This is a genomic window from Azospirillum sp. A23 (assembly GCF_042938965.1).
GTDB lineage: Bacteria > Pseudomonadota > Alphaproteobacteria > Azospirillales > Azospirillaceae > Azospirillum > Azospirillum melinis.
This window is the reverse complement of sequence record NZ_CP170668.1, coordinates 124,921-148,447: the sequence shown is the minus strand read 5'-3', so window position 1 is coordinate 148,447 and position 23,527 is coordinate 124,921. Positions and strand designations below refer to the sequence as shown.

Annotated in this window: 16 protein-coding genes, 5 tRNA genes and 3 pseudogenes; 7 read left to right on the top strand and 17 right to left on the bottom strand. The window is 68.1% G+C overall.

Annotated features, from left to right (window positions below; all coding sequences use genetic code 11):
- Positions 1–60: 60 nt before the first annotated feature.
- Positions 61–920 (bottom strand): annotated as a pseudogene (locus ABNQ40_RS31175) (transposase).
- 143 nt (positions 921–1,063) lie between these two features.
- Here ABNQ40_RS31175 and ABNQ40_RS31170 point away from each other — a divergent pair.
- The gene (locus ABNQ40_RS31170; protein WP_109048364.1) at positions 1,064–1,981 is read left to right on the top strand and encodes a hypothetical protein; all 918 of its coding nucleotides are present in this window, start codon (positions 1,064–1,066) and stop codon (positions 1,979–1,981) included.
- 102 nt (positions 1,982–2,083) lie between these two features.
- Positions 2,084–2,509: pseudogene (locus tag ABNQ40_RS31165) on the top strand (transposase); the annotation flags it as partial.
- A gap of 507 nt (positions 2,510–3,016) precedes the next feature.
- Here ABNQ40_RS31165 and ABNQ40_RS31160 read toward each other — a convergent pair.
- The 3 genes from ABNQ40_RS31160 to ABNQ40_RS31150 all read right to left on the bottom strand — a co-directional run bounded on the left by ABNQ40_RS31160 (position 3,017) and on the right by ABNQ40_RS31150 (position 7,147).
- Positions 3,017–3,367 (bottom strand): hypothetical protein, encoded by a 351-nt coding sequence (locus ABNQ40_RS31160; protein WP_146255414.1) that lies wholly within the window; start codon positions 3,365–3,367, stop codon positions 3,017–3,019.
- Positions 3,355–4,160, bottom strand: a protein-coding gene (locus ABNQ40_RS31155; protein WP_391346110.1) for an IS5 family transposase whose coding sequence is annotated in 2 segments (ribosomal slippage) — positions 3,355–3,833 and positions 3,833–4,160 — 807 coding nt in all. Because the reading frame shifts where the segments join, the coding sequence is not laid out codon by codon here. Before ABNQ40_RS31155 ends, ABNQ40_RS31160 begins: the two co-directional genes overlap by 13 nt.
- A gap of 230 nt (positions 4,161–4,390) precedes the next feature.
- Positions 4,391–7,147: a MobA/MobL family protein gene (locus tag ABNQ40_RS31150; protein ID WP_391349250.1), complete on the bottom strand. Its 2,757-nt coding sequence runs from the start codon at positions 7,145–7,147 to the stop codon at positions 4,391–4,393.
- Between the two features lie 340 nt (positions 7,148–7,487).
- Between ABNQ40_RS31150 and ABNQ40_RS31145 the strand changes: the two genes are divergently transcribed.
- The 5 genes and pseudogenes from ABNQ40_RS31145 (at position 7,488) to ABNQ40_RS31125 (ending at position 11,904) form a co-directional block, all read left to right on the top strand.
- The gene (locus tag ABNQ40_RS31145) at positions 7,488–8,576 is read left to right on the top strand and encodes a hypothetical protein (RefSeq protein WP_109050401.1); all 1,089 of its coding nucleotides are present in this window, start codon (positions 7,488–7,490) and stop codon (positions 8,574–8,576) included.
- Between the two features lie 518 nt (positions 8,577–9,094).
- Positions 9,095–9,772 carry a DNA-binding protein gene (locus tag ABNQ40_RS31140; protein ID WP_158285596.1) on the top strand — a complete coding sequence of 226 codons (678 nt, stop codon included), beginning with the start codon at positions 9,095–9,097 and terminating at the stop codon, positions 9,770–9,772.
- A gap of 187 nt (positions 9,773–9,959) precedes the next feature.
- Positions 9,960–10,298 (top strand): hypothetical protein, encoded by a 339-nt coding sequence (locus ABNQ40_RS31135; protein WP_109050403.1) that lies wholly within the window; start codon positions 9,960–9,962, stop codon positions 10,296–10,298.
- Positions 10,295–10,417 (top strand): annotated as a pseudogene (locus ABNQ40_RS31130) (hypothetical protein); the annotation flags it as partial. The gene ABNQ40_RS31135 and the pseudogene ABNQ40_RS31130, both read left to right, overlap by 4 nt.
- A 71-nt stretch (positions 10,418–10,488) precedes the next feature.
- Entirely contained in the window at positions 10,489–11,904 is a 1,416-nt protein-coding gene (locus ABNQ40_RS31125; protein WP_109050404.1) for a site-specific integrase, read from the top strand.
- A gap of 50 nt (positions 11,905–11,954) precedes the next feature.
- On the opposite strand, the gene ABNQ40_RS31120 is transcribed toward ABNQ40_RS31125, so the two are convergent.
- From ABNQ40_RS31120 to ABNQ40_RS31060, 13 genes are all read right to left on the bottom strand, one after another.
- A tRNA-Val gene (locus ABNQ40_RS31120) sits at positions 11,955–12,029 on the bottom strand.
- 29 nt (positions 12,030–12,058) lie between these two features.
- Positions 12,059–12,133, bottom strand: a tRNA-Gly gene (locus tag ABNQ40_RS31115).
- 4 nt (positions 12,134–12,137) lie between these two features.
- Positions 12,138–12,214, bottom strand: a tRNA-Asp gene (locus tag ABNQ40_RS31110).
- Between the two features lie 73 nt (positions 12,215–12,287).
- Positions 12,288–12,363 (bottom strand) — tRNA-Ala (locus tag ABNQ40_RS31105).
- Between the two features lie 38 nt (positions 12,364–12,401).
- A tRNA-Leu gene (locus ABNQ40_RS31100) sits at positions 12,402–12,488 on the bottom strand.
- Between the two features lie 75 nt (positions 12,489–12,563).
- Positions 12,564–14,189 (bottom strand): phospholipase D-like domain-containing protein, encoded by a 1,626-nt coding sequence (locus tag ABNQ40_RS31095; protein WP_391349283.1) that lies wholly within the window; start codon positions 14,187–14,189, stop codon positions 12,564–12,566.
- Between the two features lie 117 nt (positions 14,190–14,306).
- On the bottom strand, positions 14,307–15,353 hold the full coding sequence (locus tag ABNQ40_RS31090) for an aldose epimerase family protein (RefSeq protein ID WP_109050154.1): 1,047 nt from the start codon (positions 15,351–15,353) through the stop codon (positions 14,307–14,309).
- Positions 15,350–16,336 (bottom strand): galactofuranose ABC transporter, permease protein YjfF, encoded by a 987-nt coding sequence (gene yjfF, locus ABNQ40_RS31085; protein ID WP_109050153.1) that lies wholly within the window; start codon positions 16,334–16,336, stop codon positions 15,350–15,352. The genes ABNQ40_RS31090 and yjfF overlap by 4 nt, the downstream gene beginning before the upstream one ends.
- Positions 16,333–17,376 carry an ABC transporter permease gene (locus ABNQ40_RS31080; protein ID WP_109050152.1) on the bottom strand — a complete coding sequence of 348 codons (1,044 nt, stop codon included), beginning with the start codon at positions 17,374–17,376 and terminating at the stop codon, positions 16,333–16,335. The genes yjfF and ABNQ40_RS31080 overlap by 4 nt, the downstream gene beginning before the upstream one ends.
- Positions 17,373–18,917, bottom strand: coding sequence for a galactofuranose ABC transporter, ATP-binding protein YtfR (gene ytfR / locus ABNQ40_RS31075; RefSeq protein WP_109050151.1), 1,545 nt, complete (start codon positions 18,915–18,917; stop codon positions 17,373–17,375). The genes ABNQ40_RS31080 and ytfR overlap by 4 nt, the downstream gene beginning before the upstream one ends.
- Before the next feature lie 228 nt (positions 18,918–19,145).
- Positions 19,146–20,114 carry a galactofuranose ABC transporter, galactofuranose-binding protein YtfQ gene (gene ytfQ, locus ABNQ40_RS31070; RefSeq protein ID WP_098735378.1) on the bottom strand — a complete coding sequence of 323 codons (969 nt, stop codon included), beginning with the start codon at positions 20,112–20,114 and terminating at the stop codon, positions 19,146–19,148.
- A 449-nt stretch (positions 20,115–20,563) separates the two neighbouring features.
- Positions 20,564–21,721 (bottom strand): porin, encoded by a 1,158-nt coding sequence (locus ABNQ40_RS31065; RefSeq protein ID WP_391349245.1) that lies wholly within the window; start codon positions 21,719–21,721, stop codon positions 20,564–20,566.
- A 212-nt stretch (positions 21,722–21,933) separates the two neighbouring features.
- Positions 21,934–23,514 carry an aldehyde dehydrogenase (NADP(+)) gene (locus tag ABNQ40_RS31060; protein ID WP_391349244.1) on the bottom strand — a complete coding sequence of 527 codons (1,581 nt, stop codon included), beginning with the start codon at positions 23,512–23,514 and terminating at the stop codon, positions 21,934–21,936.
- Positions 23,515–23,527: the final 13 nt, after the last annotated feature.

The window sequence follows — 23,527 nt, the reverse complement described above, 5'->3', positions numbered from 1 at the left end:
CAGCGGGATTTCGGCGCACAATTCGGCGCGGGGGCGGAGCCCACGGCGGAGCAGCCGTGATCAGGCGACCTTGCGGGTGGCCGGTATGCTCAAGCTGGTTATGATGTTCGTGACCCTAGAGCCGACGGCGGTCTCGACCTTTCCGGCAGGCAGATTCCCAGCGCGCAGGATGCGCCCGATCACTTGCTTGTCGCGCATCATTGCCACCTCCCCCAAGGACCGGCGTCCATACCGGACTGTGCAGCGGACGGCCCGCTGCCAGCCAAGCCGACCACGCTCCTGGATCGCGTGGATGTGGCGATCACGCTGTGTGCAGGCGCCTTTGGTGCTGTTGCTCGGCACCGCCGTCGAGCGCGGTGGGATGATCGCCTCCGCTTCGGGGCTGCGGACGATCACGGCGCGATAGACCGGCTTGCCGTCGTCCACGCCGTCCGTCAACACCGTGCCGATCGGGCGAAAGATTTGGTCGAGCAACGGGCCGACCAGGGAGGCGTCGCCCTCCTCGTTGCCGTCAGTTCGGACGCCAGGATCGCACCGCTGCCCGGCCCGTCCGTCCTGGCCAGCGCCGCCGCGACCGCCAGATTGGCGCTGCGTCGGGAGAAGGTTGCGTAATCCGGGATCGGCAACTTCAGGCCGAGCAGGCGCATGAGCGAGTCCAGCAAGCCGTCGGTCTGGTGCCATGGCCGGCCAAATGCCAAGCGCAGCATCAGCCCGGCCTCAATCGCGATATCCGAGTAGCGGGGTGGGCGGCTACGCCGCTCCATCGTGGCCAGCGTCCAGTCGGCCATCACCTCGCGCGTTACCCAGAGCGTCAGATCACCGCACCGACGCAGTGCCGCATCGTACGCCGCCCAATTCTCGACCCGATAGCGGGCGCGAGGGAACTTGTGACGGCGGTTCTCGTTCGTTTTGTACGGCATCCAGCTCTCGGCTTCAGCGGGGCCGCTTTCCCACCCGACACCCCGGGCCAAGCCAACCTCCAACCGATTTACGCGCCAACATCACCGGTTGGCGCTAACCGAACCATATCTCACAGGTCCATCCGCGCAAGGATCTCTCCCTCATGGTCACCCTTTCTGAAATTGCCGCCCGCTGCGACGACGGTATCCTGACATGGACCGTGTTCGTCCATGTCACCCTCGGTCGCCGGATGGTGTCTATTCGCCGTGCGAACGACGGCATCGGCTTCAACCTACGCGACGAGCGGATCGTTGCGAACACCCCAGTGGTCCAGTGTTCCGACTTCAGCGAGGCTCTGAGGGTACTAGCCGAGCGACTTGGGACGGCCGAACTCCCGAACGATCTCGACTGCTTGGCCGGTGCGCTCAAATCCGGCGGCCGCTACGCCTCGGTAAGTGTCGATATCCGGCTCGCGCAACGGCCGCGCTGCATCGTGGCGCGGATCGTCAGCCGCGGCGCCGACGACTTGGTCTACCGGCCCGACCCGACCGACCACGGAGACGATATGGAATACCCGGCTGCAAGCTTTCTGGAGGCCCTCGACGCCGTGGACGCCTTCAACAACATCCGGGCGCTACGCGCTGGCGGTGTCGCTGTGGCGTCCGGCGCGGACCACTGGCGCGGCGTCATTCCCGTGCTTGACCTGCCCTGTGGGTTCATTGCCGCCATGGAATGGAGCGATCCGATGTTCGGCCTGTACATCCGCGAGAGCAACTCAAAGGGGCAGCACGACCACTGGTGCACCGCCATTCTCAAGCGCTCCCAGGAGCGTCGGCGCTACGTCATCTACGATTACGACGTGACCACCTCGATCCGGGATTGTTGCCCGAATTTTGAGGCAGGTGTACGCGGATTGATCGACTTGGCAGATGATTACGTTGAGTCCGGCCACGACCGGGCCCGGATCCGCTCCCTGGTGCAGCGCCCGCCGATCTATGCCTTCCGCCCCATGGACCAGATCCACCCTGCCGCCCCAATACGGGAGACCAACTATGAGCCACGCGAGAGCGTGTTGGATTGACGTGAGAATGGCAGGGGATCCTCCCACCCGCGCGGCTTATCAGGCGATGGCGGCTAAGGGGCAGGCGCTGTCGATGGCTCTACAGACGCGAGTCGGGCACGTGGGCGGGGTTCTCTGGTCGGCGCCTTGCTCGACCAGATCAAACGCCCGCTTGGTACCGTGCTGGCGGACGGCGCGTACGACGGCGAGCCGGTCTATCGCAGCGTGGCCGCCCACAGCCCCGACGCGGAAGTGATCATCCCGCCGCGCTCGACGGCGGTGCCGAGCGCCACGACCGGAAATGCCCCCAGCCAGCGCGACCGCCACATCCAACTGATCGCCGAGCGTGGTCGGCTGGGCTGGCAGCGGGCCGTCCAGTACGGCCGCCGCTCCTTGGGCGAAGTCGCGATGATGCGTTACAAACAGGTGATCGGCCGCCGCCTCCGCGCCCGGACTCTGCCCACGCAGAAGGCCGAGGCCGCTGTCGGCTGCAAGGTCATGAACATCATGACAAGCCTCGGCATGCCGGCCTCGCGCAAGAGTGCCTGATCACCGCTGCCCGACGGTGGACTCTGTCCTCACGCCGATTTGTGCGCCAAAGTCCATCCATCTCCTTCCAGAAACCCACCAAGCCATTGCGCCCGCGCCGCCGCGCAAGGGGCTGCCATTTCCGTTTGTATCGCTGAAGCGCAGCACAGCCCAGCGGGACACACTGCCGTGTATCAGGCCCATGGAGGCCTTGTCACTGCCGGCGGACGCTGAACGTCAGCCGGGCTGTTGGGCAGCAGTGGCGGCCAGCGCCGCGCGCTCGTGCGCGCTCAAATCGCCCTCGGCCGCCCGTGCGAGGACCGCGGCGGCCGCTGCGGCTCGCGCCGAGGCCTGGGTGCTCTCCATCCCATCAGTCGGAAGCCTCCTGGGAGCGGACACACGCCACCCCCAGCCTCGCCATGACAGCCACAGGGAGAGTGTCCAAGCTCCGGTTTGCGCTATCTCGCCCGGAAACAGGCCGCCGCAGCTGCTGTCCTCAGTCCAGATCATGCTGATACGACCCCACGCTCAGACTTGAGCCGCGGTGGCGGTCTTGGGCTGGAGAGCCAAGCGCAGCACCGGCCGATCGCAACCGGGCAGCAGAGCCAGTCCGTTCCGCTGCGCCGCGTCCAGATCGCGCACGATGTCGAAAATGTCCGTGGCCCCGATCGCCACCCACAGGTTCATCGAACCCGCCACGGAGACCAGATCCTCGATCTGCTGGCGCGCGGCGGGCGATCGATCGCCCTGCGACCATGCGTGCACCGCGTCGCGCAGCTCCCGGCATAGGCGGTTTGTCAAGTACGCGGTGTCCGGCTGCAGCATCGTGATCACCGCGTCCTCCTCAATCAGGCCAATAAGAGCGCCTAACAGAACCATCTCTGGACGAATCTCCAGCAGATGAGGCTGGCAGCGATGTGGTGGAAGGCGGTGAAGATATCGGCGCGCCGTTCATAGCGGACGGCGATGCGGCGGAAGCGGGCAAACCAGGCGAGCGTCCGCTCGACCACCCATCGGTGTCGGCCAAGGCGCTCACTGCTCTCGATGCCACGCCGGGCGATGCGTGGAATGATCCCCCGCCGGCGTAGCGCCTGCCGGCAGTGGGCGAAGTCGTAGCCCTTGTCGGCGTGCAGTTTGGCTGGTCGGCGCCGTGGCCGGCCCGCACATTGGCGGATTGCCGGCACGGCATCGACCAACGTCTCCAGGAGCTTGCTGTCATGCCGGTTGGCCGGCGAAATTCTCAGGGCGAGGGGGATGCCATTGGCATCGACGAGGATGTGGCGCTTGGAGCCCGGTTTGCCGCGGTCCGTCGGGTTCGGCCCGGTCTCCTCACCCCCCTTTTTGCTGGAACGCTGGCGCTGTCCACCGCCGCGCGATCCCAGTTGATGGCGTTGGCGTAGCCAAGCCGATCGAGCAGCACGCGGTGCAATCGCTCCCAGACGCCGGCTTGCTGCCATTCGTGCAGCCGGCGCCAACAGGTCATGCCCGAACCACACCCCATCTCCACCGGCAGCAGTTCCCAGGGAATGCCCGAGCGCAACACGAACAGGATACCGGTTAGAGCGGCGCGGTTGTCCAGCCGAGGCCGCCCGCCCTTCGGCTTGGGCGGCTCCGGTGGGAGCAACGGTTCAATCAGCGCCCAAAGGGCGTCGGAGACGACAGGGGAAGCCATACACCTCTCAACAGCCCAAACGCCGTTTTGTTAGGTGTTCTAAGTTCCTGCCCACTGCGAACGATGTGAACCATGGCTTTGTCCTCTGTCGTGCCGCCGCCCGGTGCGGCGGCCCGCAGGGCCAGCCGCCGCACCGGGCGACGGCACAGAACCTCCTCCATCGACACCATACCGGTCCGCCCTATCGACGATCGCCAGCGGCAAGCACGACCGGCAGCGCTTCCGCCGACTCACCGCTCCGTCTCATCCCGCCGGCGTGCCGGCCGCTTATGGACCGATGGCGGAAATGGTAGCGGCTCGGGCGCCGGTGGCGTAGCGACGGGCACTGGCACCACCGCCGTTGTCAACTTGGACCGCCGGCTGTCCGCCACGCGGCGCGCCCGTTCGCGCTGCCGGCGGGCGACCTCCGCGTCGATCATCCGGCTCCCCCGCTCGTACTCCTGACGCAGGTGCACATCGTCGCTGAGCCGCGCCCCATCGGCAGTGGCCCGAGCGTGCGCCGCAAGCCGCCGATCATCCAGATTGACCAACCTTGCCTGGAAGGCCGCCACCGCGGCAGCTGACTGGTTCTCCGGACGCAGCGCTCCATCGATGGCTCCGATGGGCCGATCCTCGCGGCGCAGGATGCGGATCACCGCCGCCTGCCCCGTCTCGCCCGCCTCGCCGGTCAGCGCCTCCAGACGATTCGCGACGTCCAGTTCGCGTCGCCGCGCCGCGGCTCCAGCATCGGGCGCGCGGCACCGGCCGCCGAGAGGCGCAGTGTTCGTGGCGGCGGCAGAACGGTCGGGCCGGACCGCCGCCACCAGCCGCTGCCAGATCCCCGTCGCCCAAGCCACCAAACCGGCGTCGCCCACCCTGCCGAGCAGTCGATCCGCCCCCCGTACCAGCCGCCAAAAGGCGCGGCGCCATCCTTCCGCTTCTGCCCGCGCCAGATCCCGCTCCCGGCGCATCTGCTCAAGCTCAGCCGCCCGGCTGGCCAACGTCGTCTCAAGGACAGCAATCGCTTGCAGAATCCGCGCTGCCGGCGGTCCCTGGAGTTCCACGCCCAAAGCGCGCACCGGCCCATCCAGCCAACCCGCGACGGTCGCCAGCGCGCGATCGGCCCTGGCCTGGAGGACTGTCGTGATCCGGAGGACCGGATCGGCGGGCAGGTCCGTCGCCGCAGGCCCGCTCTCCATTGCGGCCACCTCCAGAGCGGCGTCGACGCCATCGGCGCGCTGCCGGATCGCCATCACCGATTCCACCAGCCGATCGTCTGGCACGTCTCCCCCGAGGGCGCTTCGCACGCGCTCCAGCACGTTCCGGGCGCGTTCGTGCTGGCGTTCGCCGTCGGCACGGTGCTGCTCGGCATCCGCGGCGGCCGTCTTGGCAAGGCGCAGCGCCGCCTCACGTGTCGCGGAGCGGCGCCGGTCCTCGTCACGTTCCAGGCGGAGGGTGGCGAGGCTCTGCTCGGCCCGCTGGCGTTCCTCACGCTCCTGCTCCAGCGCCCGTTCCAGCGCCGTCAACTTGCCCGCCTGGAGGCGTTCGCTGTCGGCGGCGTCCAGACGGGCCTGTCGCTCCCGTCGCAGGACCTCGTCCTTGCGGGCATACGCGTAGGTCATGGCGCCGCGGGCGGCTGCCAACACCCGCTCCGCCAAGTCGCCAGCGGCCACCGTTGGTTTGTTTGTTTGTTTCGTGATCCGAACCACCGCGGCATCGACGGCCGCCAGCGAGGCACGCAGCCGCTGCGCCTCGTCCGGCCTGTCGGTGTCGGGGTGGGCCGGCCGCTCCGCCGCGGCGTCCGCCCGCGCTTGGCCGCGGGCCTCCAGGTAGTCGGCAACGAGCCCCTGGACGCCGCTCCACAGCGCCCGGTCCTGCCAGCCGACCGTCGCCCCGTCCGGCACGTCGATCCGCAACGTACGACCGGGACCGACGGCAAAGCGCACCCCGTCCCGCTCGAGTTGGCTGATGCGGGCAAGCGCCGCCGCCAGCCGGCGTGCCTGACCCTCGGGCGCCAGACGCTGCGCCTTTTCGAACTCGGCGACAACTCTGTTCCAGGCGTGTGGCTTCAACGTCTCTCCTGCCTCGACGGCGCGGCCGTTCATCACGGCGTGGTAGCCAGGGCCTAGAGGCACCTGGCTGAGCAGGCGGTCATCGGCCCCGGACACGGCGCCCTCCTTTCGGCGACGCCATTTGGATTTTTGCGACACCCGCAGCGACAGCCCGGCCTCCTGCAACGAGGCATTGCACGCGCGCTCCCATCCCTGGCGCGCGGCGAGCAGGAACGGCGTCTTCCACAGGGCTCGGTCCTTTGCCCCAAACCCACCCTCTTGAAGCGGACGGGTGGTGGCAAGGACGTGGGCGTGCGGCTGGTAGATCACGAGCCGTCCATCCGGCAGCTCGAGAACGTGCGGCCCGTCCACGGGCGCGCGGTTGGGAACGCGGGTGACCGGCATGATCGGCCAAGCCGGATCAATGGTGTGCGCCAGTTGATCGGCGGCATGGGGGTAGCGGGGATCGAGCGGCCTGCCGTATAGGTGGATGGCCACATCGGCAACCAGACCGCGCGCCACCAGATGGGCGTCGACGAAGCCACGCAGATGACGAATCGAGAGATCGATCGGCACGCCGCGGCTGAGCGCGATCTCGTAGCGCAAGGCCAGGGCGGCGTCGCGCCGGCGCTCGGTGGTCTCGACCCGGCTCCACAGCCTCTGCCGCTCTCGGCACCAGTCCGGCGCGTTCGGGGGCGTGCGGATCTCGCACGCGTAGACCCCGCCCTTGGCCGTGTAGTCGAAGACAACGTCCGGGCCGCTGGCGAGGCCACGCGCCGCCAGAGTGGTGCGGACTTCCTCATCGGCCGCCTCGCGGCTACCCGCCTGATACGCCGCTGCGGCGAGGACAGAGCGGAAACGATCACCCGCCTGATAAGCGGCGGCGCCAGCGGCGCTGGTCAGTGGTGAGCGGGTCACGAAGCCCTGCTCGATGCGGTAGAAGCCAAATTCGTCCACGCCGGCAGCGCCTCCACGCCGATCGCGATCCTTTACGGTGGCGCCATCGCGCCGATCCGGGCGTTCCGGCTCCGCCGGAATGCCTAACTGCACAATTCGGCAGCAGGCGGCATGCCAGAGACGCCGTTCTGTGAGCGTATGGAGGAGACCGGCGATCCGCATCGGCCAGACAGCCGATTTTCCTGCAGGGCGGGCGCCCGCCGCCATCACAGGTGAGCCGGCAGGCGACGGACGGGCAATCAGACAACTATCGGCGCCGGAGGGCATTTCCCGGTTTCGGCGGAGGACAACATAGTCGGGGCCCTGTGGGGCAGCGCTTCACCCCAACCGAGGATCACCGATGACCGATACCGTGCTGCAGGACGTCAACCCCTTCTGCGATCTGGCGCCGCCTGCCGATACGCCGCGGCGCAAGCCGATCGGCAACTTTTTCGCGATTGCCCCTTTGGCCTGGGCCCGCGCCTGCGCGCTCGGCCTCAACGCCGCCGTTGCTTACCTGGTCCTCGCAGCCTTCTCCGGGCGCGACAACACCTGGACGCTGGCCGGCTACAACGCTGTGGAGACACACACCGGAATCTCGCGCGGACGCGCTCACGAGGCGGTGCAACGTCTTGAAGAAGGCGGCCTGCTCAGCAGCCGCGACCCGGGAACCCTTCGACGCTACTTCCTCCTGCACGGCTTGGTCGCAGATCCAGGCCACTACGATGACCCGGCCGCCTCCGGGTTGATCTGGCTGCCACGGGCGCTGGTGGACGGCACCGCGGGCGAGGCGCCGCTCGAACGTATCCGGAAGCGCCAGGACGTGCGTTTGTTGCGTTTCTTTATTGACCTCTATGCCGCACAGCACTTGATCGAGGAAGGCGGCCTGCCGTGGCGGGCGATGCGGTGCAGTTACGCCAAGGTCCGCGTCGGAGAATGGGAGCCGTACACGGTTGTCGGATACGGCAATCCCGTGCTGCAGATCTTCCCCGACCACCCGCTCCTTGAGAACATGGCCGGAGATCTCGAGCTCGGCAGGCAAGTCCTGGACGATCTGACGCAGCTGATCAACATGGGGCTGATTGAGGTCGTGGAGCACCTCGTCGAGGGGCTGGGCGACACCGCCGAGATCCTCCACCCCTGCCCGCCCACAGGCGGCACTTCGATCGAGCGGACCGTCGCAAGCGCGGCTGACAAGGCCGCCCGGATGATGATGCCCGACAGTCGGATGCGCCAGGCGCAGGAGAAGCTCGGCACGCCGTGTGTTCTGGTTCCGCTCGAGCATGCGCTCGACCAGGCGGAGATGGTTGATATCCTCCGACTGCGCTATCGCCCGCGCACGACGCGGACCAGCGCTTGGTGGCAGCACACGAGGGCGCGCTGCGACCGGGCTCTGGAGCGCTACGAGAGGATGGCCGCGTTCGTCGCCCGCCGCTCGCCGCGCCAGTGATCCCGTCCGGGCGCCGACGCGGTCCGGCGCCCGGACATGCAACATCAAAGAAGACTCAAGGACGATTCAACGACGGTTCAAGGGGAGGTCGACGAACCTATGGTCGCTTCGGTGCTTCGCACCGCGCCTGACGGCGCGGCGATAGCTCGGCTTGCGGCCGCCTACGGCGGCGCCCTCTCCGCGTCGCCGACCGACGCAGCGGCGTCCCGGACACCATCCTGCACCGACGCTGACCGGCCGCTCTTCGACGGCTCGGGCCGACGGGCACGCTGTAGAGCGCCAGTGCCGTCGGGGCATAGGTGCCGGCCGCCACCCTGCTCGGCTCGCGGTCCTGGAGAGCGCGCTGGGCCGCCGGCCGGCTCTCTCGGCGTCATGGAGCAACCTGCTATTGAACGTCGACGTCAGCACACGTCATCGACGATTTCCACTTGCTTGGCTCACCCACCGGAAAATATCGACGTCACGGGGGATCGCGAGAAGGAAGGCGACAAAGATTGGGACGACCGATGGGGAAGGATGTGACGCAGATCATCGCTGCCGGAACGGCGCTGGAAACTGCGGGCAAGCCGGTTAACGGTACGGCGCTGCGCCGGGCGCTAGGCGGCGAAGGCCGGCCGGACGCCCTGCTGCGCGTTTGGGAGACTCACAAGCAGACGCAGACGGCCCGGCCGGCGGCACTCGGTCCGCTGATCGAGCAGGCGCTCTCCGCCCTGCGCCAACCCCTTGAGCAGTTGGCCGAGGCCAGCTGGACCGGCGCCAGCGACGGACTGGCTGCGCGGGCGCGGGAACTCGAGGCGCAACTCCGCGAGGCGGAGGAGGAGCTGGGGGCGACAATCGACCGGTACGACCGCGCGGGCGCGCACGCCACGGCGCGGATCGCGGACCTGGAATCCGCTCTCGCCGCGGCGCACAACCAGCACCAGGCCGAGAGGCAGGTGCTGCAGGACAAGGTGCGGGTTCTGGAGGAGCAGCTCACGGCTCGGGATGACGAACGGCAGACCGTTCGCGCGCTGGCCGACTTGCTTCCCATGTTGCAGCAGGCGGTCGCCGCCCATCCGCCTTCGCCCGACGGAGACGGCAAGACCAAGCGGAGGCGGTCGAGACGCGCACAAACAAACAAACGCACTGTTGGGTCGCCGCTGCTCGATGCCATCACGGCATCCACGGCCGTTGGGCCAAGCGCTGCACCGCCGTAACCCGCGTCACGCCCAGAGACCGACGATGGTCCGGACAACGCAGGTAGCACGGGTAAGGTTGATGTTTCGGGGCCACAGAGTCCAAGACTTCAAAGAGTGTAAAAAAAGAGCGTTCAGCCCCTAGACCAGAACGCATGAGAGGCAATATTCGCCGGCGCCCAACGATGGGTGATGACGAGAGGTCCTGATGTTCACGTGCTCCACCACGTTTATGCCCAACCAGATCAGCTTCTACTCCAAGATTCGGATCATCTTTTACGCCATCATCTTGTGCAGCGCGCACTCTTCTGCACGCGATGTACGCGACGAGATCGCCGCGTCTATCCACGGCGCCGAAGAGATGGTCGCCCCGGAGTGCGCTGACGGCACCGTCGACGGGGGAAACGTGCAAGAAACCCTGCGGATCCTCAGCCCGGAGGCAAGTGACAAGGACGAAGCGCTACTCACCACGGATCGAGTTACTGCACTCCATCCCACCACCGCGGCTGAGCCTCTCGTACCGGAGAGCCGCTTAGGCGGAGGATGAGCATGTCGGACAACGTTGTCAGCTTGCCGAGGATATTCTCGGAAAAAGAGGCGGCGACCTACCTCCGCATGACGCCCGACCGGCTTGCCCGAGAACGCCGAGACGGCAAAATCGGGCACACTTGGAGCGGTGGCAGGGCGGTGTACCTGGAAAAGCACCTGCTGGAATACATTGAAAGGGGCGAGCAACCATGCCGCGTCGCGCACCGGAAGAAGACAAGCTTTACGAAGCGGGCGGCTGGTGGATCGGTCGTCGCAAAGGCACCGCCAACCTCCAGCGTTGTACTTACAACCCCGCCACCGGACGCGTTGACCGATTTACGCTTGGCACAGGAGATCTGGGGGTAGCCAAGGCGAAGCTTCTCAAGTTCCTCGCCGAGGAGCACGAGGCGCCGCCGCCGCCTCAGGCGGAGGTCTCGCTGGCGTACGTCCTCCGCCACTACTTCTTGAAGGTGCGCAAGGGCGGCCCGAGTGAAACGCAGGCCAAGGCAGAGCTGCGGTTCTGGACGGCGTTCTGGAAAGACGCACTAGTGGCCGACGTCACGTCAACGCGAATCGACAACTTCATCGATTGGTTGCGCCAGCAGAAGACGCGCCCTGGCTACAAGGTCAAGAACCACGTCCCGAAGCCGCTGTCCGATGGCTACATCTCTAAGGTGCTGGCGTCCGGCCGCGCCGCGCTGAGGCTGGCCGACAAGGAGAACCTCATCGGCAAGGCTCCGTTCGTTAGCGATGTTGAGACGGCCGACGACAAGCGCAACAAGGAGCCTAAGGGGCGCCCCATCAGCACAGAGGAGGCCGCGCGCCTGTTCGACGCCGCTGCGGCGGGTCCAGAGCACCTGTGGCGCTTCCTGGTAACGCTGACGTGCACTCTGTCCCGTCCAAAAGCAGTGCTTGATCTCGACGCCACGATGTGCCGGCGCGCCGCCGGGTACTGCAACCTGCTGCCGCCTGGTCGTAAGCAGACGAAGAAGCGCCGGGGGATCGTCCCCATCTGCAAAACCTTCGACGCGTGGTTGGCACAATGGCCCGCGGCTGGTCCGATTGTCGATGCGGCTCGTAAGATGAAAGCTGAGGACGGGAAGACCGTGAAGGGTGCGCCAAAGCCCATCGCGTCCATCTACACAGCATGGAAGCTGATGCGCGCCCGCGCCTTTCCGCCCCGGGCTGAGCAGCTGGCGGCGCTCCCGCCCATCGAGTCGTTCCCTGCTGGTGAGGAGCGCCGGGCCGAGGCGCGGCGTCGAGCGATGATTTGTGCTCCCGAGGGAGAAGACGTCACGCCGTACAGCTTCCGCCACACGCTACCCCGCCATATGCGCCGGTCCGGCGTGCCGGGCGACCAGATCAGCATCTACCTGTCGCACATCGTGGTCAGCGAGAACGACACGACCCTTATCTACAGCCCACACGCCCCGGACTTCTGCCGCAAGGCAGCCAAGGTTCTGGATGCATGGTGCGCCGAGGTGAGCAGCCTCCAGACCTCATACAAGCGGCTCGTTCCGAAGCACGGTAGGGCGTCCGTGGCGGGCGTCGTCACCAGCCCCGAAGAGGTCGTTTCGCGTCAGTCGTCGCGTCAGCCGCGCGATCGCGTCAATGGAAAACGGTAGCCCAAAACTGGCGAAGGCCAGCAACTTCAATGAGTTACTGGCCTTCAGAATGGTGGTCCCGACTGGGATTGAACCAGTGACCCCTACGATGTCAACGTAGTGCTCTCCCGCTGAGCTACGAGACCACGCGAACCCAAAACTGTCGCTCCAGTCATGGAGCGGGCGAAGGGATTCGAACCCTCGACCCCAACCTTGGCAAGGTTGTGCTCTACCCCTGAGCTACGCCCGCAAAGTGGCGCGAGTGACGGGACTTGAACCCGCGGCCTCCGGCGTGACAGGCCGGCGCTCTAACCAACTGAGCTACACCCGCGCTGAGGAGCGGCGCCTTATACAAGGCTTCACCCCGACAGACAAGACTTAAACCTACCCAAACTCTTCAGAAGTGGTGGAGCCAATCGGGATCGAACCGATGACCTCTACAATGCCATTGTAGCGCTCTCCCAGCTGAGCTATGGCCCCACTATACTTCTGCACCTCTACACCAACACTTGGAGTGTTGGTGCGCTTGGAGGGACTCGAACCCCCACGGCCTTTCAGCCACTAGGACCTGAACCTAGCGCGTCTACCAATTCCGCCACAAGCGCTTTTCCCCGCACCGCGTTGGGCGCCGCGGGGAGCGCTTATGTAGCGGGATGGATCGCGGCCCGCAAGCAGAGAATTCACTCTCCCTGCATTTTTTTCCCAAGCCCGTTCCGGCGGGCCAGAAGGGCCAGTCCGACCCCCACCACCGCCGCCGCGGCCACCCCGGCGCCGATGCGCCATGCCGTCCGGTTCACGTCGCCGAACACCGTCGCGCCGCGCAGGATGGTGGCCGCCATCGGCTCCGGACGGTCGGGGTCAAGCAGCCGCTCCTCCACCAGCCGGCGCTCGGTCTCGGTCAGCGGCTGCGGCTCCAGCGGGCGGAGCGAGCGGCCGGCCGGGCGGATCAGCCGGTCGACCGTGGCGGTCAGCGACCCGGTCGCCTCCTCGGTGCGCTCGACCTCCTCGACGGAGACGCCGAGATGCTCCGCCATCAGGCGGGTGCGGACGGAGCGGATGGAGCGGCAGACCTCCGGCCGTTCGCCCGGCGCGCACTCGATGGCGAGGTCGCATTCGGTGTCCAGTCCCTGGGACCGGTTGTTGATGTTGGACGACCCCACCCGCAGCAGCCGGTCGTCGACCACCAGCACCTTGGCATGGACATAGATGCCCTCGCCGCCCTCGGTCACCGGCGCCAGGATGCGGAAGCGGGGATTGGCGACGGTCTCGTGCAGGCGCTGGAGCAGCAGCGAGCGGGCGCTGCCCATCGACTCCTCCTCCACCCAGGCCGGCGTGCGTTCGGGATTGATCACCACCACCTCGGGCCCGTCGGGCTCCGACAGCCGGTCGATGATGGCGCCGACGATCTTCTGCGAGGCGAAATACTGGCTTTCCAGATAGATGAAATCGCGCGCGGCGGCGATGGCGGCCAGATACAGCGCCTCGATCTCGCGCACGCCGCGCTTGCCGGTCTTCTGCGTTCCTTCGTGATCCGCCATAGGATCGGTGCGGGCGATGGCGACCGGAAGGTCGCGGAAGTCGGGCTCCAGATCGTCGGGCCAGAAGGCCGGGACCGGCGGCGGCGGGATCAGCATCTCGCCGGTCGCCCGGTGCCAGCGCTCCCTCGCCAACTCCCCCAGCGCCCGCGCCGCGGCGCCGTCGACGGCGGTCGTCACGTCATGGAAGGGGCCGTAGGCCTCGCCGTTCGGCCGCACCCGCCGGGGATCGCCGTCGCGGTGGTCGGGCGTGTCCCAGCGGTCGGTGGTCATGTCGATGCCGCCGCAGAAGGCCAGCGCATCGTCGATGATGGCGATCTTCTGGTGGTGGCAGGCGCCGGGCGGATGGGCGGAGTCCAGTCGGAAGCGCAGGCGCCGGCTGCTGATCCAGTCGAGCAGCACCAGCGGCGTCCCGCCGCGGAACGGCATCTTCAGGATCGCCAGATCCCATTTCAGCACATTGATGGTCAGTTCCGGCCGCACCCGGACGATCCAGGACAGGAAATCACCCAGCTCGTTCGGCACGCCCGGCATCGGATCGTCGGGTTCCAGCTTGATCCGGGTGTCGAAATCCCAGCCGATCAGCATCACCGTGTGGCGGGCATTCAGGATGGCCGCCTTGATCCGGGCGAAATAGGCGGCGGCGTCGATGATGACCGCCACGCGGTCCGCCTTTTCCATCCGCCAGCAGGTCCGGCCGGGCACCAGGATCGGATCGGCGGCGTTATGGCTGGACTGGCAATTGGGGCTTGGGCGGGCGGCGTCAGGCATCGCGGCCATATCGACCATTCCTTCCGGCGTCGTGGGCATCATCGCAGGGGCGACAGCGGAGCCGCTGCCGTGCCATGGATGAACCCCGCAAGCCGCCGGACGGTTCCCGCCCTGCGCTCAGCCCGCCCGGAATCGCAGCTGCATCCGGTGGCGGTAGGTCTCGCCGGGGTCGAGCCGGGCCGAGGGGAAATGGCCGATGTTCGGACTGCCGGGGAAGCGCTGGCTTTCCAGCGCCAGACCGGCGAAGCGGCAGTAGGGTTGCCCGCCCTTCCCCACCACCGTCTCGTTGAGATAACCGCCGCTGTAGACCTGCAAGCCCGGCTGGTCGGTCGCCAGCTCCATCCGCCGGCCGCTGCCGGGATGCTCCAGCACCGCCACCGGCCGCAGCTCCCCCGCCGGCCCCTCCAGGCACCAGTTGTGGTCGAAGCCGAAGCCGCCGACCGCCTCCAGCGCCTCGCCCAACACCACCCCGTTTCGCAGGTCGAACGGCGAGCCGTCCACCGGCCGCATCTCCCCGGTCGGGATCAGGTCGTCGCCAACCGGCGTGGTGAAGCCGCCCTGCACCGTCAGCCGATGATCGCGCAGGTCGCCCGACGCGTGGCCCGCAAGGTTCCAGTAGCTGTGATGGACGATGTTGACGATGGTCGCCCGGTCGGTCGTCGCCGTCATGGCGATGTCCAGCACCCCGTCGTCGGTCAGCCGGTAGCGCGTCGTCGCCGTCAGCGTCCCCGGATAGCCCTGGTCGCCATCCGGCGAGACAAGCGTGAAGGTGACGGCGTTCTCCGCCGCATCGGCCTCCGCATTCCAGATCCGCCGGTCGAACCCGTCCGGCCCGCCATGCAGCTGGTTCGGCGGCTCGTTGACGGCCAGCCCGTAGCGCACCCCATCCAGCGTGAAAGCCGCCCCGCCGATGCGGTTGCCGTAGCGGCCGCAGGTGGCGCCGAAATAGGCATCGCTCGCCAGATACTCCGCCACACGGTCGAAGCCCAGAACCACGTCGGCGGCATTCCCGTCATGGCCCGGCACCAGCATCCGCACCAGCCGGGCGCCATGGGCGACAACCGTCGCCTCCAACCCGCCGGCGGAGAGGGTGAAGCCCTCCACCGGCCGACCCTCGTCCAGGCCCTCGACGGTGTCGAACAGGAAACTCTCGATGGGCATCATGCCTCCGCCGGTTCGCCGCCGCGGCCGGCCCAGACCACCAGCAGGCCTTTCTGCAACAGGATGAAGACGAACAGCAGCACGCCGATGGCGATCTTGGTCCACCAGCTGCTCAAGGTGCCGTCGAAGGTGATGTAGGTCTGGATCAGCCCCTGGATCAGCACACCGACGAAGGTGCCGACGACATAGCCGTAGCCGCCGGTCAGCTGGGTGCCGCCGATCACCACCGCGGTGATGGTGTCCAGCTCCACCCCGGTCGCCGCCAGCGAATAGCCGGCGCCGGTGTAGAGCGAGAAGACGATCCCCGCCAGCCCGGCCAGCAGCCCGGACAGCCCATAGACCGCCACCGTCGTCCGCCCGACCGGCACGCCCATCAGCTCCGCCGACTGCCGGTTGCCGCCCAGCGCATAGAGGTTGGCGCCGAAGCGCGTCCAGTGCGCCAGCACCACCGCCGCGACCACCACCCCCAGCATCAGCAGCGCCGGCAGGCTCAGCTTCAGCCCGAAATCGAAGCGCAGCGCCATGTCGTTCAGCTCGCCATAGAGCGGGTGGTTGATCGGCACGGAATCGGTGGTCAGGACGAAGCCCAGCCCGCGGGCGATGAACATGCCGGCCAGCGTGACGATGAAGGGCGGCATCTGGAAGACATGGATCACCCCGCCCATCGCCGCGCCGAAGCCGCCGGCGGCGATCAGCGCCACGGCGAAGGCCGGAACCGGGTGCCAGCCGCCATGCTCGATCAGCACGGCCAGCAGCACGGTGGTGAAGCCGATCACCGCGCCCACCGACAGGTCGATCCCGCCGGACAGGATGACGAAGGTCATGCCGACCGCGGTGATGCCGAGAAAGGCATTGTCGGTCAAAAGGTTGGCCACCACCCGCCAGGAGGCGAAGTTGGGGAACTGCGCCGCGCAGATCAGGAATCCCACCACCAGCACGGCGGTGGTGACGATCAGCGGCAGAAAGCGCTGGAGTGCACCGGTCATGGTTTCGCCCCTCCGCTGGTCGGCGCCACCGGCGGCTTGACCGTCCCGATCGGCCGGGCGCCCTTGGGCCGCGGCAGGAACAGGGTCAGCGTCGGCGATTGCAGCAGCAGGACGACCAGCAGGACGCCCGCCTTGACGATCAGGTTGAATTCCGGCTTGAAGCCGCTCAGCAGGATGCCGGTGTTCATCGACTGGATGATCAGCGCGCCAACCACCGACAGCACCAGCCCGAACCGCCCGCCGAGCAGCGAGGTGCCGCCGACCACCACCGCCAGGATGGCGTCCAGCTCCAGCCACAGCCCGGCATTGTTGGCGTCGGCGCCGCGGATGTCGGCGGTGACGATCAGCCCGGCCACCGCCGCGCACAGCCCGCACCAGACATAGACGGCGACCAGCACCACCGGCGTGTTGACGCCGGCCCCGGCGCTGGACAACCGGTTGATGCCGACCGCCTCGATCATCAGCCCCAGCGCCGTCGCCCGCACCAGCAGCGCCGTCACCGCCAGCACGACGATGGTCAGCACCACCGGCATCGGCACGGTCAGGAAGGATCCGCTGCCGATGAAGGCGAGCGCCGGGCTGGTGAAGGTGACGATCTGCCCCTCCGTCACCAGCTGGGCGATGCCGCGGCCGGCGACCATCAGGATCAGGGTGGCGATGATCGGCTGGATGCGCAGAACCGCCACCAGCAGGCCGTTCCACAGCCCGCACAGCAGGCCGGCCGCCAGCGACGCCGCCAGCACCGCCGGCAGGCTCCAGCCCGCCCCGGTCATGGTGGCGGCGATGGCGCCGGAAATCGCCATGACGGCGCCGACCGACAGGTCGACGCCGCGGGTGGCGATGACCATGGTCATGCCGACGGCGAGCAGCGCCACCGGGGCGCCGCGGTTCAGCACGTCGATCAGGCTGCCGAACAGCCGGCCGTCCTGGAGACGGATGGCGAAGAAATCAGGAAACAGCAGCCAGTTGGCCAGCAGGACGGCGATCAGCGCGCCGTATTGCGGCAGGTTGCGCGCCGGGCCGGGCGCGGACAGCGTCATTGCCGCACCTCGATATTCGGCGTCTCCGACGCGATGGCGGCGACGATGCGCTCCACGCTGACCTCCCCTCCCCTCAGTTCCGCCACATGGCGGCGGTCGCGCAGCACGACGACGCGGCGGCTGTAGGCGACGATCTCCTCCAGCTCCGACGACACCACCAGCAGCGCCATGCCATCGGCGCACAGCCGCTCGATCAGGCGGATGATCTCGGCATGCGCCCCGACATCGATGCCGCGCGTCGGCTCGTCGAGGATCAGCAGCCGCGGCTCGGTCGCCAGCCAGCGCGCCAGCAGCGCCTTCTGCTGGTTGCCGCCCGACAGCAGCTGGATCGGCCGCTCGGCGTCCGGCGTGCGGATGTCGAGCAGGCGGATGAAGCGGTCGGCGATCTCCTCCTGGCGGCGGCGCGGGATCGGCTTCAGCCAGCCCTGCCGCGCCTGGAGCGCCAGGATGATGTTCTCGCGCACCGACAGCTCGCCGACGATGCCCTCCTTCTTGCGGTCCTCCGGGCAGAAGCCGAAGCCGAGCCGCACAGCCTCGCGCGGGCCCCTGAGCCGCACCGCCTGCCCGTCCACCGTCGCCTCGCCCCGGTCGGCGCGGTCCATGCCGAAGACCAGCCGGACCGTCTCCGTGCGGCCGGAGCCCAGCAGTCCCGCCAGCGCCACCACCTCGCCGGGGCGGATGTCGAGGTCGAAGGGCTCGACGCTGCGCGCCTTGCCGAATCCCTTGAAGCTGGCCAGCGGCGGACGGCTGTCCAGCTCCGCCGGGCCGAGGTCGATGCGGTGCGCCGCCGCCTCCAGCTCCCGCCCCAGCATCATGGCGACGAGGTCGAGACGCGGCAGGTCGGCCGTGCGCCGCTCGCCGACCAGCCGGCCGTTGCGCAGCACGGTGATGCTGTCGCAGACCTCATAGACCTGATCGAGGAAATGGGTGACGAAGACGATGCCGATCCCGCGCGACCGCAGGGTGCGCATCACCTTGAACAGCACCGCCACCTCCTGAGCGTCGAGGCTGGCGGTCGGCTCGTCGAGGATCAGCACCTTGGCCGACATGTCGACCGCGCGGGCGATGGCGATGATCTGCTGGGTGGCGACCGAGAAGCGTCCGAGCGGCGCCGTCACGTCGATGGACAGGCCGTAGGGTTGCAGCACCGCCCGCGCCCGCCGCCGCATGGCGCCACGGTCGACCAGCCCCCAGCGCATCGGCTGGCGGCCCAGGAACAGGTTTTCCGCCACCGACAGGTTCGGCAGCAGGTTGACCTCCTGATAGACGGTGCCGATGTGCAGGCGCTGCGCCTCCTCCACCCCGCGCGGGGCGATCTCCCGCCCCTCCAGCGCCACGGTGCCGCCGTCGCGCTGGTAGACGCCGGTCAGCGTCTTGATCAGGGTCGATTTGCCGGCTCCGTTCTCGCCCAGCAGGGCATGGATCTCGCCGTGGCGGAGGGTGAAATCGACGCCGTCGAGCGCCTGGACGCCGAGGAACGCCTTCGACAGCCCGCGGATCGCCAGCAGTGGAGCGGAAGGAGGAGCGGTGGATGCCGTCATGGCGGACCTCGCCGGATGCGCAACGAAATGTGCGGGGACTATCCCCTCTCCCCCCCGGGGAGAGGGTTAGGGTGAGGGGGACGCGCGGCGAGGATTCTCGAGAATCCACTCTTGTGCATCCCCCTCACCCCGACCCTCTCCCCGCTTTCGGCGGATCTTCGATCCGCCTGTCGCGTCAGCGCAAACGAAGTTTGCGCGTGAGCGGGGGGAGAGGGAGAGTTCCCCACATCAGTAGGCGTCCTTGCGGCGCTCATACTCGGCCTTGGCGGTGTCCGGAGTGAACAGGGCCGATTCGGTCTGGATCCACTTCGGCGGCGCCTTGCCGTCCTTCTTGAAGGCGATCAGCGCGTCATAGGCCGGGCCGGCCATGTTCGGCGTCAGCTCCACCGTGGCGTTCGCCTCGCCTTCCGACATCGCCTTGAAGATGTCCGGCACGCCGTCGATGGAGACGACCAGGATGTCCTTGCCCGGCTTCAGGCCGGCTTCCTTGATCGCCTGGATGGCGCCGACGGCCATGTCGTCGTTGTGGGCGTAGACGGCGCAGATGCCCTTGCCGCCATTCTCGGCCTTGATGAAGCTTTCCATCACCTCCTTGCCCTTGGCGCGGGTGAAGTCGCCGGACTGGGTGCGGACGATCTTCATCCCCGGATTCTTGGCGACGATCTCGTCGAAGCCCTTCTTGCGGTTGATGGCGGGCGACGAGCCGACGGTGCCCTGCAACTCGACCACGGCGCACTTGCCGCCGGTCTGCTTGGCCAGCCATTCGCCGGCCACCCGGCCCTCATGCACCGTGTCGGAGGTGACGGCTGTCATGTAGAGGCTCTGGTCCTTGGTCTCGATCTGGCGGTCGAGCAGCACCACCGGGATCTTCGCCTCCTTGGCCTCCTTCAGCACCGAATCCCAGCCGGTCGCCACCACCGGCGCGATGAAGATCGCATCGACGCCCTGGGCGACGAAGGAACGGACGGCCTTGATCTGGTTCTCCTGCTTCTGCTGGGCGTCGGAGATCTTCAGGTCGATGCCGCGCTTGTCGGCCTCCGCCTTGGCGGTCTTGGTCTCGGCCGCGCGCCAGCCCGATTCAGAGCCGATCTGCGAGAAGCCGACCACCAGCTTCTTGTCGGCGGCCTGGACGGCGCCGAGCCCGATGAACAGGGCCGCGGCAGCGGTGGCGGCGGAGATCACCCATTTCCTGGACATCCGATTCACTCCCTGAGTGTTTATGGCGAGGTTTTATTGCGGTGCGCGATGGACGAGGGGCAGGCGATGGGACGGGGCGCTGGAAGATCGTGATCGCGGCCCGGTCCGGAATTGTTCGTCATGCCTACTTTAAGTACGCAGAACCATAACTGTCCAATACGATTCTCGACCGATGCGATGCCGAAAAGGATATGTTCGGCCGCAGATCCCACCCAAGATCCCACCGAAAATGCGGCCCGAAATCCGGTCAAAAAAACGGCCGGGCAGCGGAGTGCCGCCCGGCCGTGAGGTGACCCCGCTCCAGCCTGGACCGGGGCCGACGCACCCGAGGGAGAGCGCGCCGGGACGCAACCACCGCGGCGGGATGGAGAGAACACCGCGGCGGCGCGAAGCCGAAGGAGACGAAAAGGCCAGGACGTCGGTCGGCCTCTTTTCAGAACGACAGGCTGTTAGAAGGCCAGATCGGTCCGGATGATGAAGATGTCGCCCTTGTCGCTGTTGGCGGCGACGTCGGAGGTGAGCTTGAAGTGGTTGTATTCCGGCGCGAGGCTGAAGCCGGGAGCGACGACATATTTGGCGCCGACGGTGATCAGCTCGAACTTGCTGCGGCCGCGCACCGTCAGGTCGCCGGCGTCCTTGGCATTGAGGTAGCCGACGCCAACCGTCGTGGGACCGAAGGTGTACTGCGCACCGGCGGTCCAGACATCCTGCTTCTCGCGGCTGACGATGCCGGCGGTGCCGGCCTTGGCATAGCCGCTGTCGCCCGACCAGGCATAGCTGCCGCCGATCTTGAAGCCGGCATAGGCCAGCGTCAGGCCGGCATGGGTCGAGGACAGATCGTCGAAGCTGGCCGACGGGGTGGTGGTGGAGTTCTTGGCCTCGCCGCCCAGATAGAACAGGCTGCCGTTGATCGCCACGCCGCCGAAGCTGTTGGTGTAGGTGCCGCCGACCTCGTAGACGTCGCGATAGGCGCCGGTGCGGTTGGCCGAGGCGAGCGCCAGCTTGGAACGGTTGACGTCGGTGTTGCTGCTGTCCGACGCCGGCTGGTAGGAGGCGCCGAGCTTGAAGCCGGCGATCTCCGGCGTCCAGTAGGTGGCGCGGGTGGCGCTGTTGCCGGAGATCAGGGCGCGGATGTTGCCGATGGTGACCGGCGCGTTGGCCGCGCTGTTGCCGAGCCAGGACGGGAAGGAACCGTCGACGCCGCCGGTGCCCCAGTCGGACGGGGCGATGATGCCGCTGTCGTCGGACGGACCGTTCTCGACGCCCAGATGCAGGACGCCGAAGCCGCCGTTGACGAAGATGAAGGCGCGGTCGTTGGTGACGGTGCGGGCGTTGTTGGTGCCGTTCTCCGCCAGCAGGCGGATGCGGGCGCCGTATTCCAGCCCGTTGTCGGCCTTGGCCTTCGGCGTCACCAGCAGGCGCAGGCGGTTGCGGAACTCGGTGTTGCGCTGGCCGGAGTCGCGGTCCTGGTTGACGTAACCGCCTTCGAAATAGGCGTCGCCGCCCAGCATGATGTCGAACTTCGATTGGGCGGAGGCAGAGCCGGTCGCCATGACACAGGCGAGCGAAAGGGTGGCTGCGCCAAGCAGCAGAGCTGATCTCACCATTTGCGTTTCCTCTAAATGCGGTTTGTTTTTGCTTCGATGCACTGGGTGGGAGCGATGCTTCGGCGATGCGTCAGACGCACGCCCTGCCCGACCGTCAGGCCCAGGCCGAGGCCGGGCCCGACGGTGTACTCTGCGTCAGCGCTCCCTCCGACGCAGCCGTTGCGGGTTGGTGGTGCCGGTCGGTCCCGGCCCTGGCCCTCTTGGGCCGGCGGTCACTCCTGTCCCAAAGTCCCGTCGACCCGGCGCCACAACCCGAGCGGGTTGCCGTCGCGCAGGGCCTCCGGCAGCAGGTCGGCGGGGATGTCCTGGTAGCAGACCGGACGCAGGAAGCGGCGGATCGCCAGCGTGCCGACCGAGGTGCTGCGCGGGTCCGAGGTCGCCGGGAACGGGCCGCCATGCACCATCGCGTGGCAGACCTCCACCCCCGTCGGCCAGCCATTCGCCAGGATGCGCCCGGCCTTGCGCTCCAGCGTCGGGATCAACCCCGCCACCGCGGCCTTGTCCGCCCCATCCATCTGCAAGGTCGCCGTCAGCTGCCCTTCCAGCCTTTCCGCCACCGCCGTCATCGCGGCCACGTCGGGGCAGCGGATCAGCAGCGAGGCGGCGCCGAACACTTCCTCCTGCAACGCCGTGTCGGCCAGGAAGGCGTCCGCCGTCGTGGTGAAGAAGGCCGCCTGCGCCTGGTTCGGCCCGTTGCAGGCCAGACCGCGCGCCAGCGTCTCCACCTCGCCGCTGCCGGCCAGCTTGGCGACACCGCTGTCGAAGGCGGCATGGATGCCCGGCGTCAGCATGGTCGAGGCGGCGCTGCCGCCGAGAGCCTCCACCGCCGCGGCGACGAAGCGGTCGAGGTCCGGCCCGTCCACCGCCAGCAGGATGCCGGGGTTGGTGCAGAACTGCCCGGCGCCCATGGTCAGCGACCCGACGAACGCCTTGCCCAGCGCCTCGGCCCGCGATGCCAGCGCCGCCGGCATCAGGAAGACCGGGTTGATGCTGCTCATCTCGGCATAGACCGGGATCGGTTCCGGCCGTTTGGCCGCCACCCCCATCAGCGCCAGCCCGCCACCGCGCGAGCCGGTGAAACCGACCGCCTTGATGCGCGGATCGGCGACCAGCGCGGTGCCGATCTCGTTGCCGGTGCCGAACAGCAGGGAGAAGACGCCCTCGGGCAGGCCGCAGGAGGCGACCGCCGCCTGGATGGCGCGGCCGACCAGCTCCGAGGTGCCGGGATGGGCGCCGTGGCCCTTGACCACCACCGGGCAGCCGGCGGCGAAGGCCGACGCGGTATCGCCGCCGGCGACCGAGAAGGCGAGCGGGAAGTTCGACGCGCCGAACACGGCGACCGGTCCCAGCGCGATGTGGCGCTGGCGGATGTCGGCGCGCGGCAGCGGCGTGCGGGCGGGTATGGCCGGGTCGATGCGGGCCTCGACCCAGCTTCCTTCGCGCACCACCTGGGCGAACAGGCGGAGCTGGCCGACTGTGCGGCCGCGCTCGCCCTCCAGCCGGGCGCGCGGCAGGCCGCTCTCGGCCATGGCGCGGACGATCAGCTCGTCGCCGATGTCGAGAATGTTCTGGGCGGCGGTTTCCAGGAAGGCGGCGCGCTGCTCCAGGCCGGTCTCGCGGAAGGCATCGAAGGCGGCCCAGGCCAGCGCGCAGGCGCGCTCCACCTCGGCCGCACCGCCGCCGCTGAAGACGGGGTCCAGCGCCTCGCCGGTGGCGGGGTCGACGGCGCGGAACCCGCCCTGGCCGCCGCGATGGGCCTTGGCCCCGATCAGCATCTCGCCGGTGATGGTCATGTCGGATCTCTCC